Raw genomic sequence first — 12,907 nt, 5'->3', positions numbered from 1 at the left:
GCGACGGTCGGGCCGTAGACACGCAGCCAGCAGTACAGGTAGGAGACGACGGTCAGGCGATGACCAGCGGTAACGGGACCAGCAGCACCGCGGCGAAGACCCACAGTGACTTCAGGTTGGTGTAGGGGGAATGCTTGGGTGCCTGCTCGCGGCGTCGCTCGATCATGCGCGCCGCTTCCAGGTGCACGATCGACGCGGCCGTCAGGATGGCGAACCAGATCGGCTCCCGCCGGCTGATGGTGTCTCCGGTCGCGGACAGGACGGTGATCGCCCTCGTGACGCACTCCGAGCTGCCCGGTCGGCCGCCGGATCACCGGCTTGGGATCCGACTCCCGACACGACCGGACAGCCCGAGCCCTCAGCTCACCGCGGTACTTCCTCGTGCTGCCACGGACGACTCCCTTCAGGTCCGACCGGACCATCTCCGATAGTCTCCGAGCGACCGTGGCGCCTCACAGTCAAGCTCTGCCGCAACGCGACACCACGTTGGTTTTCAGTACAGCACCCACAATTGGGTTGTGGCAGGATTGTCCGCTTGCCTGCACTGGTAGAGGCGGCCGGGGTAGAGGTGAGCGCCATCGTCGCTGCAGCGCGCATAGGACTCCATGGTGTGTCCCTCGTACCACCGGACGTAGACCCAGGTCCCCCCACCCGGAACGGGCGGCACGCTGCCGTCGTTCGGAGCGGCCTGAGCGAGCCCTGAAGTCGAAACCATGCCGACGAACATCGCCAGGGCAACACCGAACCCGGTGACAACCTTGCGTAACAAATGAACTCCTTCACTCGTAGCGGAAGCCTGGACCAGGTCTACACGACAGCTCCCGCGGCGTACTCGATCCAGTCGTCGGCAAAGACTCCCGTACACGCGAGCCTGCCCGAATGTCCCGCGTGTCAACGCCGACGGCGCCGGCCAGGTGGCACTTTGTGCCCCGCGCGAGCTACGCACAGATGTCCCCAAACGGTGACGACTCCCGGCCGCCGGGCCTATAACGTTGCCGACCGGCAACGAAGATAGGACACGCCGCCGAACAGACCGGACGCTTTGTGCTTTGACTCGCTGTCGTCTGCCACGAGCATGGGACCATCCGTGCGCTTGTTCGCCATGTGGATGGCCCGCCTCGATCAGGGCCTCGAGTCAGGGTTTGCCGCTGATGGGACGTGTCGTGTGGTGTGATCGAGATCAAGGAGGTGCTGTGGCTGACGGGCCACTCGTTGTGTGAGGTGGCCGGGCTGGACCGCAAGACCGTCCGCCGATACGTCCAGGCCGCACAGGCGGGCCCGGGAGGGCGGCGACGGACTACTGACCGAAGGAAATCCTCGGGGCGGTGGTGGCCGCGGTCCGCCCGGCCGTCCACACGCGCCTGCGGCCGGGCCGGGTCCTGCAGGCACTGGGCTGCTACGAGCAAGCGATTGCCGAGCTCCCCGTGCTGGTGGCTGACTCAGGAAAACGAAGTTCGGCACGAGTTCAGCCGCAACACATGTGTACGGAGTGCGCCCGCGAAGGCCTGACGAGCCGAGCCGGGGAAGTGACGTTGCACGCGGGCATCGCGTGGCGTGATGCCGGATAGTACCGGCTTGCCCGGGAAACCTGGAGCTGGCAGCGGCCACTGAGGACTATCGCCTCACATGCGAGGCCCGTGAGCGCACGCTGGCCGTGGTGGAACCGTTTCCCACGGTCTGACGCCCGACCACGTGTGGCCGCCCGTGGTCTGGTGAGGTGACCGGAACCGCGTTGGTATCGAGGGCAGCTCCGGCTGGCTCTTCGGGCAACGCGCCCAGACGAAGCAACCCGGCCGGTAACGGGGCGTCCTCCGAGCAAAGAGGAAATCGCCCCGGCCGGCATCGAAAGAAGGGGAAGACCAATGTTCCCGCAATCACTGCGAAACTTCCGCGCGGCCGCTCTGCTGTCGACGGGAGCCGTTCTGGCCGGAGCTTTGCTGACCGGCTGCTCGTCGCCGTCGAACACCGCCGGCAGTGCACTCGTCTCGTCGCCGGCGCCCACCACGACCGCGACCACTGCCACGTCTGCCGCGGGCACGACGCAGAAACAAGCACCGGTGAAGCGCTCGGGTGGACGTACCCCGCCGGGGCCGCGGACGGGGGAGGCGTCGTGCACCAACTTGTATGACTACGCGGGGGATTCGCGTGCCAATGCTGAGATCAATTCGATCGGCGAGGCCACGGGAACCTGCCCGCCGGTTCTGCGGGGCAAGGTGAACACGCCGCCGGGGCCGCGGACGGGGGAGGCGTCGTGCACCAACTTGTATGACTACGCGGGGGATTCGCGTGCCAATGCTGAGATCAATTCGATCGGCGAGGCTACCGGAACCTGCCCGCCGGTTCAGCGGTAAGGCTTGTGCCGCGCACCGGCCGGCTGGCGGATTCCGGTCGCCTCCTGGGAGGCCGTTCGCCGCCGAGCTGCAGGCCTAGCAGCGGCACCGCGACCCGGGGATCCGCGCCGACTGGGGCCTGGACAAGCACCGGGCCACCTCACCGTTGCTGTGGGTCGTCATGACCCGCGGCGACTACCTCGTCGCGCCGGACTTCCGTGCCGCAGGCGGACCGAAGGATCGAGTGTTCATCAGGACCGTGCAGCGCCCGATGTTCTACCTTGGCGAGCCCCCATCGGCGCCGGGCCGCGGCGGGCACGTGTTCGACCTGCTCGACGCCGGAAACCCGAGGTCACAGCGTCCGCGCGGGAGACAAGTTCGGGACCGCGGAGGAACTGTCCACGCTGAGGTGCAGCGGCAGCAATGTCTTCTCGCTGCCCGAACGTCGCCGCATCACCGACCTGCCGCTCGAGTCCTGGCCGCCCCGCCATCGGTCGGGGCCTACGACCAGTTGCTCAGCAACACTTCCAGGAAGGGGAACGTGTCATGGCCCACATCCGCAGGGTTCAGGTGCACACTCCGGCCGAAGGGCGCGGGGATGCACGTGGGGCGGCCGGTCTGCCTGGACGGTGACTCGGGCACCGGCAAGTCCCGCCTATTGCGCGGCTTCGGCACCGCGGCGGCGGAGGCCGGGTTCCGGATCTGTTACGTCACGGCCGCGGCGCTGGTCAACGAGCTCGTCGAGGCCGCCAACGACAGCACCTGTCCAGAGCCATCGCCTGCTACGGACGCGCCGGTCTCCCTGCCTTGATGGGCTGAGCCATCTCGAACCGGACCGGTGCGGCGCAGAACTGCCGTTCCAGGTTTCACCGAGGGGGAGAACGCTCGAGCAGCGCGATCGCGAGCAACTCGGCGATCAGTGGGTGAGCGCGCACCGTCGCCGACCCCGCGCCTATGCGCCGCGATTGCCGATCGACTCACTTTCGACGCCGGCATCATCGGGAGGGCGACCTACGGCGTGCGGACCGGGCTGCAGGGTAGAGGGAGCCGGCAAGCGGCTGCTGGACGCCGTGCTCGCGCACGCCGGCGACCGGCCGGGCATGTTCTCCACAGTGCACCCCCGCTGCGACCTGGCGCTACCGGATGGCGGGGATTCCTGCTGCGCCTGCAGATGTGCATGGTGGGTACGGCCGACGGGGTCACCCTGCCCCCCGGTGACCGGCCTGTGCGAGGGACAGTCCGACGACGCCGAGTGGATGGACCGGCTCGACGCACGGCTGCGCGGCGCGGGATATGGCCCTGACCACGAGTAGCTGATGAACAGCACGCGACTGGTCGTGATCCGCGCCCGGACCACCCCCGGTTACGTCTGCATCGACGATCAGAGGCGGGCCACCCTGCTGTCGCGGCCGATCCGGGAACGGCGCTGACCCTGCTGTGGGAGGCTCTGGCCTCGTCGCAGGCCGGTACCCGGCCACCTGGTATCACCACGGCCAACCGCTGGGCCGTCGATGTCGGCCTCGCCGCCCGGCTCGACCTCGCACAGCTGGGGTACCTTGCCGTTCGCGGCATGACCGACCCGGTCCCCAACCTGGCCGGCGGGCAGTTCTGGGGAACTGTGTGAATACGGCGAGGTCGTCCGCGTTACCCAGCCGATCATCGTGGCGGCAGCAGCGGTCGGCGGCATGTGCTTGTGCACACAGCGGCGTGTGCGGATGACCTGATTCTGCGGGCTCGGCCCTGTCGGGCGTGCGGCCGATGACCGGGCGGCGGTGTTCAGATCGGATCAACCATTCGGCTGACGATCCACGCGTGCTTGCCGACTTGCCGGTCGCGGGTGAAGCCGAACTGCTCGAACAGTTCGACGGTCGCGCTGAACAGGAACCGGCCCGGAGCATGGCGACCGGTGGTCACCTCGGAGATCGCCTCGACAAGACCTCCGCCGGCTCGGGAGATCTGGTTGAGCGCGCCGCCGAGCGCCGCTCGTGCGATGCCCTGGCCGCGATGTTTCGGGTCGACGTAGAAGCAGGTGATCCGCCAGTCCGGCCGCGGTGGTGCGTCCTTGTCGTACTCGCGTCGGTGTTTGATGGCGGGCAGTTCCTCGGGGCTGCCGTACTGGCACCATCCCTGTGCCAGGCCGTTTTCGTCGAGCACGAGCGCGGCATGGGCTCGGTCGGTCCGGACCCGGTCCTGTTTGACCGCCCGGTGGCTGATCCCTTTCTGGCCGCGTTCGGGGTGGTAGCCGATGCACCAGCAGCCCCCGAAGATCCCGTTGTTGCGCTCGACGAGCTCCGCGAACGCGTCCCACGTCGCGGCGTCCAGCGGCCGGATGATGTACGACACGCGTGTCTCCTTCCCCGACCTCGCCAGCGGCCGCTCAGGCCGCCGCGGCGAGCAACCGGGCGAGTTCGGCCGGCTTGGTGTGCATAGGCCAGTGGCCGGAATCGATGTCGATGAATTCGAGGTGTGTGACCTGCGCGAGTTCGGCTACATCACCGGCGTTGATCCACGCCTGGGCCTGGGCCGGGGTGAACTCGGGACACACGAGGACGACCGGGACCGTGAAGCGTCGCTCGTCGGTCAACCGCACGATGCCGGTGGCCACGTCGCCGGGAACGGGGATCACGGCGGCGGTGAAGGCGTGCCTGGCCTCCTCATCCAGGTCGGCCGAGTCCGGCCCCGCGAACGGGTCCCAGCCCGGGAAGGGCATGACGCCGTCCCGCAGCGGGAAGAAGTCGGCGTAGGGCCTCCCGTCGCCGACCGGGAAACCGCCGATGAGTACGACCTTCGCAACCTGGTCCGGGCGCGCGTCCGCGGCCAGCCACGCCAGGGTGGCCGCGGCCGAGTGCCCGACCACCATGGGCTTACCGGAAGCTGCGTCCACGGCAGCGAGCACGGCCGCCACCTGATCGTCCAGCGTGGCGGAGCTCGGTCCGTCACCCTGGCCGGGCAGGGTCAGCGGCACGGGGCGGTGGCCGAGCGACCGGAGCGCGGACGCCACGTCGTCCCAGGCCGATCCGTCCAACCACAGCCCGGCGATGAGCAAGATGTCCATGATCAGTTCTCTCTTCCATCCACGCGGTGGGCTCACCGCGGTGCGTCGACCATCACGCTAAAGCCAATTCCGGACAGTCCGCTTCCGGTACGGGTGTTGATCGCTTAGCCTGCCTAGATGTCGGCTGAGGTCAGTCCCACCGCCCGGGCGCTGCAGGCACTGGAGATCCTCCAGGGCCGCCCCGGCACCACGGCCAACCAGCTCGCCGCGCAGCTGGGCGTCACGGAACGCGCCGCTCGCCGCTACGTCGGGATCCTCCGCGAAGCCGGCATCCAGATCGAATCGGCCCGGGGCCCGCACGGCGGGTACCGGCTCCGGCGCGGAACACGGCTGCCGCCGATCGTGTTCACCCAGACCGAGGCACTGGACCTGGTCATGGCGGTGCTCGACGGCAAGCCGACCGCGACTGAAACCGACGACCCGGTCGGTGCCGCCCTCGGCAAGGTCATCCAGGCGCTGCCCGAGAACGTCGGCCGGCAGGCGGCCGCACTGCGCGCGCATGCCAAAGCCGCGCCCGACCGACACTCGGCCCGCCCGGATCCCGCGACCACCAGCGCACTCGTCGCCGCCGTCGCAGCCAGGCGCCGGGTGCTGATCGCCTACCGGAGCGAGACCGGCAACGCCTGCGAGGCCGAGGTAGACCCGTGGGCGGTCGTGGCCCGCCACGGGCGCTGGTACCTGCTGTGCCATTCCCATCGAGCGGACGCCATCCGCACCTACCGGATCGACCGAGTCCGCGCGGTCAGGCAGACAGCACACGAGTTCGTGCCACCCGTCGACCTCGACCCCGTCGCGGCGCTGGAAGAAAACCTGGGCACCGGCTGGGAGTTTCCCGCCCGCATCGTGTTCGACGCCCCGCCGGCCGAGGTGGCGCCCTGGGTCCGGCCTCCCATGGGACAGCTTCGCCCATTAGGCGACGGATGTGTGCTCACCGGCAGTACCAGCAATCCAGCGATGTACGCGCAGGAATGGCTGGCCACCATACCGTTCGACTTCCGCGTCGACGGAGGAGACGAACTGCGCGCCGCGGTCGCGTCGGTCGCCACGCGCTTCGCCGCAGCTCTGACACCCAAGGAGATGTAGGAAGCACGTGGCTGGTCCAAGGACGCGGACGGGCGGCCGTGGCCGTTCCGTGTCGCTTCGTCCGCCGAAGGAGCGCTGCCCGGGGTCCAGTCCTTCTTCGATGATCGGGCTGAGCAGAGACGACCTGGTGTCACCGAGGTCGGGGCGCGCAAGGTGCGGTTAGAACTTCTGGTAGGTGAGCGAGGCGGACCGGGGACGGATTCCTTCCCGGCCTGGTCGGACAGGTTGCCGAGGAGGTGGTGGGATCGGGTCGGGCGGTTCTGCGCGGCGACGTGATCGGTCCTCGGCGGGCGCTCGTACCGGGGAGCCGGATGGAAGCTCGGTACGGCGCGTCGCCGGTTTGTTACGACGATGACTTCGCGGCACCTTGACGACGGACATCGCGCGGTGATCGTCTGGTTGGTGCCGATTTCCCGACGTGAAGCCGAGTTTGTAGGCATCAATGGCCGGCGGGCGTTCGAGGACGAGTTGATCAAGGATGATCCCGACCTCCTAGGCCGGCACCGGCCGGAGCTCTCGTTGACCGGCCGGTGAGCGCCGGAGGTTCCGGCGGTCGAGCCGGTATAGCGACCCGGGGACGCCCCGGCCGCCATTCGTAACACCGTCGTCCTGCTCTGGTGGCTGCGCGGCCCCCGGATGCTGGTGAGAACGCTCCATGCACGAGGCCGGGAGGAGCGTGCCACCCGCGGCATGAGCGGACGCTGGAGCAGTCGTCATCGTCCATGGGGTCCAGGATCAGAACGCCGAGTATCGCGAGCGCCACTGACGAAGTGGCCGGTCGGCCTCCGCCGGTACGGCACATCCACCAGCATCGCGTTGGCGCGGTGCGCCGTCGGTGCGGCGCCCTCGATCCGTGCCCCGCGAAACCTGGCGCTGCCGCCGGACCTCGTCCCGGCGAACCCGGCGGTGTTCCAGCAGATCGGCAACGCGATCCCGCCGGTCCTGGCCCACGCGATCCTCGCAGCGGACTTGAGCGCCCCCGTGCCACCGGTAGCGCGGAGGCCGCTCATCCATAGCGCCAGGCCCGAAGGCATCAGCGAAGGTGTCACCCACCGCGGAGACGTCGGAGACGAAGCGCATCGGGCAGTTGGTGTCGTGCTGCCAGGCCGGCTTGTCGTACCAGCCGGAGCAGCCGCTGCCCGCACCCGCCCACGCCCGTTCGTTCCAGCCGCAGGCGCTTCCGCCCTTGGTCAACGTCGTCCCGCCGGCTGCGATTACCGACGGAATCGTCGCGGGGCCCTCCTTGCTGACATCGACGTGAACGTACGTCTCATAAACTCTCGGTGAACAATCGGATCGCCAAGCCGCCGAAAATCGCTGCGGAAAGCTCCTTGAGGCGACGCTGGAACTTCGGTTTTCGGAGCAGCAATGCGGAGAATGTGCCGGCAGCGATCCCGACCGCACCGTCCATGACGATACCGATGACGATCAGCAGTGTTCCGAGCGTCAGTATCTGAGCGGATACAGGCCAGCCGCCCGGCGTGAGAAATTGGGGCACGAAGGCCAGGTAGAAGAGAACGACCTTCGGGTTCGCGAGATTCGTGAACACCGCCGACATGTAGGTCCTGCGCAGCGTGGTCCGTGCGCTCGCGCGCAGCGTGAAAGGTGTGGCCGATCTCCTGGCTGACACCAATGTCGTCACTGCCAGGTACAACAGGAAAACCGCGCCGATGATCTTTACGATTTCAAGCGCGGCAGGAGCCGCGCGCAAGAGTGCGCTCAGGCCTAACGCGGCTGCCACTGTATGGACGACCGTACCGCTGGCCATCCCCAACGTGGCGGCGATCCCCCCGCGGCGCCCGCCGGCGATTCCGTGAGCGATCATGAACATCATCCCTGGCCCCGGCACCAGGTTGAGCGCCACGCATGCTCCCGCGAAACCGAGGATCAGTCCCAGGTCCATCAAGCCATTAAAGCACCGATGCGACGCCATTGGAACCCTGCTCATGCACGGCAGGTGGTGGAAAGCGGCGAGTCGCGCCAAGATCACCCATTCGTGGTCTGCCATGGTGGGCACGAAAAACGTCATACCGCACCCGCGTCGCGTCAGAAACCGCAGTTCAGCCCCAAGCGGGGTTGGAATTCGAAATTCTGACGATAAACATGAATTAAAAAGATCTTTTTCTTGCCTGTTCAGTCGTGCTGCCGGGTGGGTCGAGGCGCGATCCTGCGATCGATCGGCGACGTAAACGCGCTGATGTTCGGCCTGGGACGGGTTGCGCCGCCAAGATCCGTGCGGTATACCGGATGATGCGTAGTTTCGCCAAGCGCGATTCCGCCGGGGGGTGAGTGAACAAGCGGGCGCTGCCAATCATGTCGAACGTCAATTACGCTGCCCATGTCGTAGAAAGCTGTCCAATGAATTCCGCAGACGCTGCACAAAAATACAGGCTTCCGCATATTTCCGACGCCACGTTGCGAGATTCCGCGCACATGGCGGGCGTGGAGTTCACTCCTGAGGACGCGACCCGCATCTCCAGCCTTCTCGTCGGGGTCGGAGTCGATCTGGTCGAAGTGGGAATCATCTCGGCGGCCGGTTCGCCGGACGCCGAACTCATCTCCGCGGTGCACGGCGAAGTGGGCCCCGAACGCAGCCTGAGCCTGGTGATGGTCCGGGACCGCAAGCAGGTCGCCGGGGCGCTCGAGGAGGCCGGCCGGCTCGGCTGCCGCTCGATCATGCTCTCGATACCCACTTCGGCCAGGCACGCGGAGCTGAAGCTGGCCTCGTCGAGCCTCGGCTACCTGAAGACTCTCGCGAAATCGGCGATCACTCAGGCCAAGGACCGCGGCTTTCACGTCACCTTCAGTGGCGAGGACGCCGCACGCACCGACGTCGAACGGCTCAACGACTATGTGGCCGCGGGGTTCGCTGCGGGAGCGGACCGGTTCAGGCTCGCCGAAACCGTCGCCACGTTGCGGCCGCAGGACTGCGCCGAACTGGTCGCCGGTCTCGTGGCGATCGACGGCGCCGAGATCGAGATCCACTCCCACAACATGCTGGGGATGGCGGTCGCCAATTCGTTCGCGGCGTTCGACGCCGGCGCGGCGTGGATTTCGACGACCGTGGGCGGGATCGGGGAGCGGGGCGGCAACAGCCCGCTCGCCGAAGTCCTGTGCACTCTTCGCGCCGCCTACGGCGACACCGGCCGCGACCTCTCGCAGCTGACCGAGCTGACTCGGGAGGCGATCCGCCGGGGCGGGTTCGGCTCGGCGTTCATGTCCGGCCCCACCACACCGCACGCCTACGCATACGAGCTGCTCGGGCAATTGATCCACCCGGAAGCGTACGAAACCACCCCGGCCGAAGTGGTGGGGAACGAACGATCGCTGCGCGTGCGTTCCCGGCTGTCGCCGGCCCTGGTCGAGTTCGCGCTGGAGGGCCACGACCCCGCCGTCGACGCCAATCGTTTCTGTTCCTGGCTCGCCGCGCACCAGGAACAGCGGGGAAACCCGCTCCTCGATCGGGACTCGATCCGAGGGCTGGCACGTGAGTACGCGGCGCTGAACCTGGTCACCGGGGGGCGATGATGGAACTCACCGGGACCTGCCCGGAGTGCGAGACGAAACTGGCCGTGTCCGACCTCACCGTCGGGGAAACCTTCACCTGCCCGGAATGCGTGCTGACGCTGCGGATCAACGCCGTCGAAGACGGCGTCCTCGTTCTGGAGATGGTGGAGAAGCAGCTCAGGGACTGGGGACAGTGAGCCGTGCCGAAAGGGTCGCGATCGTCGCCGACAGAGTCGGCTGGGAAGAGCGGGAGCTGACCGCCGAACTGGAACGACGAGGGGTCGACACCCTGTGGCTGAATGACGAATCGCTGGGACTCGGCGTTCCCTCGACCGGTTCCCTCAACGCGAACGACCTCGTTCTCATCAGAAGCCGGAGCTACACCCGCGGCGGCCTCCTCGCCAGCAACCTCGCGGCCCATGGCGTGCTGACGATCAACAGCGCAGGCGCGATCCACGCGAGCGAGAACAAGCTGCTCACCCGTTCGGTGCTGCACGAGAACAACATCCCGGTGCCGGAGTTCCGCCTCGTGCTCTCCCGCAAGGACTTTCACACGGTGCTCGAGGAGCTGCCGCTGCCACTGGTGATCAAGCCGGTCTTCGGCGGCATGGGGCGCCGGGTGTTCCTCATCCGGGACGCGGACACCGCCCAGTCGCTGTACGACTACATCGACGACCTCGGTCACGCGTTCGAGCAAGCGTGCCTGGTCGAGCGTTACCTGGGTAGCCACTCCATCCGATGCCTCGTGGCCGGGCACGAGATCGTCGCCGCGGCGGAATTCGAGAACAGCAGTGACGGCGAATGGCGAAGCAACGCCGCAACGGGCTCGACGCAGCGCGGTCTCGCTCACAGCGCGGAGCTGCGGCAGATCGTCGAGCGGGTCATCGACGTCCTCGGCCCCGGCATCTACGGAGTGGACCTGTTCGACCACGCCGGATCCCTGGTGGTCAACGAGGTGAACCACACGCCGGCCTTCCGGGCGATCAGCGAGATCTCGGAGGTCGACATCGTTTCGGTGCTCGGTGGCTACCTCCAGACGAGCCTGTCATGACGCGCGTCGGCATCATCGGAGCATCCGGTTTGGCCGGCGGGGAACTGGTGCGGATCGTCGACCAGCACCCACACCTGGAGCTGGCGTTCCTGGGTGGTTCCCGGAACGTGGGCCAGCCCTTGGTGGCAGTGCACCCGGGGTTGCGAAGCACCGCCGGCACCGTCATCGAGGCCGTGTCGGCGTCCGAGATCCACCGGCGGTGTGACGTCGTGCTCCTCGCCACCCCCGCGGGAGTCTCGGCCGAACTCGTCCCGGCCTTGTCCGGTGGCAGCACCACGGTGATCGATCTGAGCGGAGCCTTCCGGCTCCGCTCAGACGAGGCCCACCACCGCTGGTACCCCGGCGTGACCCGGGATCCCAAACTGGTCGCCGGCTTCACCTACGGCGTGCCGGAGCTCATCGCGGACGAGCTGACGAGCGCGGACTTGATCTCCCTGCCCGGCTGTTACGCCACCGCCATCACGCTCGCGCTCGCTCCGCTGGTGTTCGGGCTGGAACTCGCGGACAGCACGGTGCTGGTGGACGGCAAAAGCGGGTCCAGCGGCGGTGGCCTCCGGGCGCGGCGTGCCAACCTGCACCCCTATCGCCACGGCGCCATCACGCCGTACGCGCCGATCGGCCACCGTCACGCCGCCGAGGTCCAGGGCTTCTTCGCCGAGCGGGCACCCGGCGCCGGCGTTTCCGTGTCGATGTCGGCGTACGGCGTCGCCCACGTACGCGGGCTGCTGGCCAGCTGCTACGTGTCCGGGAACTGGCCGATGGACTCGCGCACGCTCGCCCGCGCCTACCTGCGGTACTACAAGGCCCACCCCTTCGTCCGCGTCCGCGATCACCGGGAGACCGTGATCCCGATGCCGGACCCGCAGGCAGTGCTGGGTTCCAACTTCTGCGACATCACCGCGCTGCACGATCCTGAAGGCGGCCGGATCGTGGCGTTGGCCGCCTTGGACAACCTCGTCAAAGGGGCGGCCGGCCAAGCCGTGCAAGCCGTCAACCATCGTTTCGGCCACCAGCCGGAACTCGGGCTGACCATGCAACCGGTGGTTCCGGCATGAGCACGTCAGCCAGAAAGGACGAGCCGCCCCCATTGGTGGTCAAGCTCGGTGGCAGCTGCGTGGAGCAACTGGACGAGCCGTGGTGGGCCGATCTCGCGGGAATCATCCGGAACCGGCGTGTCGTGCTCGTGCACGGCTGGTCGGGGCCCTTGAGGCGGCTTGATCCCCGTCACGGTGAGCCCACCGCGTTCCTGCGTGACCGCTACGGCAACCGCAGCCGGTGGACCACACCGCAGGTGATCGCCGACATCACGCTCGTCGCAGAATCGGTGCGGACCTCGATCGCCGGGAAACTGGCCGACCGGGGCGTGCGCGTCAAAGGCGTGCTCGGCAGTGAGGGACTGCTGCAGGCGGGCCCGGGCGAGCGGTTGTGGTGGCAAGACGGCCGGCTCGTGGAAATCGACAACCTTGTCGGCCCGGTGGCGGCGGTGGACGCGGCGCAGCTGAAGGTGGATGATCATTCCGAGCCGGCGGCTGCGCTGGTCACGCCGCTGGCGCGCGATGCCGGCGGGCGGACCGTGAACACCGACGCAGACCGGGCCGCGGCGGCAGTCGCCGGCGCCCTCGGCGCGGCGGCGTTGGTACTGGTGACCGATGTCTCGCATTTCTTCGTCGACGGCGAGCCGGTCGACCGGCTACCGGCAACGGAGGCGATCCGGCATCGCGACGGCAAGACCTCCGGCGGAATGCGGAAGAAGCTCCGGGCAGCGGTCGAAGCGCTCGAAGGCGGAACACCGAAAGTCGTCCTGGGCAACGGATCCGTCACGGCTCTGTTGTCAGAAGGGTCCGGCACTGTGATCACCCGCGATTGAGCAAGAAGAACGGA

At 67.9% G+C, this 12,907-nt stretch carries 11 protein-coding genes; 8 read left to right on the top strand and 3 right to left on the bottom strand.

All coding sequences use genetic code 11. The features are described from left to right. Positions 1-2,928 precede the first annotated feature (2,928 nt). Entirely contained in the window at positions 2,929-3,141 is a 213-nt protein-coding gene (locus tag BT341_RS47465) for an ATP-binding protein (protein ID WP_072479757.1), read from the top strand. A 965-nt stretch (positions 3,142-4,106) separates the two neighbouring features. Here BT341_RS47465 and BT341_RS31720 read toward each other — a convergent pair. Together BT341_RS31720 and BT341_RS31715 are read right to left on the bottom strand one after the other, a co-directional pair. After that, positions 4,107-4,673 carry a GNAT family N-acetyltransferase gene (locus BT341_RS31720; RefSeq protein ID WP_143168691.1) on the bottom strand — a complete coding sequence of 189 codons (567 nt, stop codon included), beginning with the start codon at positions 4,671-4,673 and terminating at the stop codon, positions 4,107-4,109. Between the two features lie 34 nt (positions 4,674-4,707). Further along, positions 4,708-5,385 (bottom strand): alpha/beta fold hydrolase, encoded by a 678-nt coding sequence (locus BT341_RS31715; protein ID WP_072479755.1) that lies wholly within the window; start codon positions 5,383-5,385, stop codon positions 4,708-4,710. A gap of 117 nt (positions 5,386-5,502) precedes the next feature. Between BT341_RS31715 and BT341_RS31710 the strand changes: the two genes are divergently transcribed. Beyond that, positions 5,503-6,468 (top strand): helix-turn-helix transcriptional regulator, encoded by a 966-nt coding sequence (locus BT341_RS31710; protein WP_072479754.1) that lies wholly within the window; start codon positions 5,503-5,505, stop codon positions 6,466-6,468. Positions 6,469-6,819: 351 nt separating this feature from the next. After that, entirely contained in the window at positions 6,820-7,002 is a 183-nt protein-coding gene (locus BT341_RS31705) for a suppressor of fused domain protein (protein ID WP_072479753.1), read from the top strand. A gap of 736 nt (positions 7,003-7,738) precedes the next feature. Here the strand turns inward: BT341_RS31705 and BT341_RS31695 are convergent. Then, the gene (locus BT341_RS31695; protein WP_245805178.1) at positions 7,739-8,497 is read right to left on the bottom strand and encodes a LysE family translocator; all 759 of its coding nucleotides are present in this window, start codon (positions 8,495-8,497) and stop codon (positions 7,739-7,741) included. A gap of 329 nt (positions 8,498-8,826) precedes the next feature. Between BT341_RS31695 and BT341_RS31690 the strand changes: the two genes are divergently transcribed. From BT341_RS31690 to BT341_RS31670, 5 genes are read left to right on the top strand one after another with little or no spacing between them, the layout of a single operon-like run. Continuing rightward, a complete protein-coding gene (locus tag BT341_RS31690; RefSeq protein WP_072479751.1) occupies positions 8,827-9,996 on the top strand; it encodes a beta/alpha barrel domain-containing protein in 1,170 nt (389 codons plus the stop codon). Beyond that, complete coding sequence (locus BT341_RS31685) at positions 9,996-10,172, top strand: hypothetical protein (RefSeq protein WP_218177786.1); 177 nt, start codon at positions 9,996-9,998, stop codon at positions 10,170-10,172. Before BT341_RS31690 ends, BT341_RS31685 begins: the two co-directional genes overlap by 1 nt. After that, positions 10,169-11,026, top strand: coding sequence for an ATP-grasp domain-containing protein (locus BT341_RS31680; protein WP_072479749.1), 858 nt, complete (start codon positions 10,169-10,171; stop codon positions 11,024-11,026). Before BT341_RS31685 ends, BT341_RS31680 begins: the two co-directional genes overlap by 4 nt. Beyond that, positions 11,023-12,081, top strand: coding sequence for an N-acetyl-gamma-glutamyl-phosphate reductase (gene argC, locus BT341_RS31675; RefSeq protein ID WP_072479748.1), 1,059 nt, complete (start codon positions 11,023-11,025; stop codon positions 12,079-12,081). The genes BT341_RS31680 and argC overlap by 4 nt, the downstream gene beginning before the upstream one ends. Beyond that, entirely contained in the window at positions 12,078-12,893 is an 816-nt protein-coding gene (locus BT341_RS31670; RefSeq protein WP_072479747.1) for an amino acid kinase family protein, read from the top strand. Before argC ends, BT341_RS31670 begins: the two co-directional genes overlap by 4 nt. Positions 12,894-12,907: the final 14 nt, after the last annotated feature.

Source organism: Amycolatopsis australiensis, assembly GCF_900119165.1.
Classification (GTDB): domain Bacteria; phylum Actinomycetota; class Actinomycetes; order Mycobacteriales; family Pseudonocardiaceae; genus Amycolatopsis; species Amycolatopsis australiensis.
This window is presented reverse-complemented; position numbering and strand designations above follow the sequence as displayed.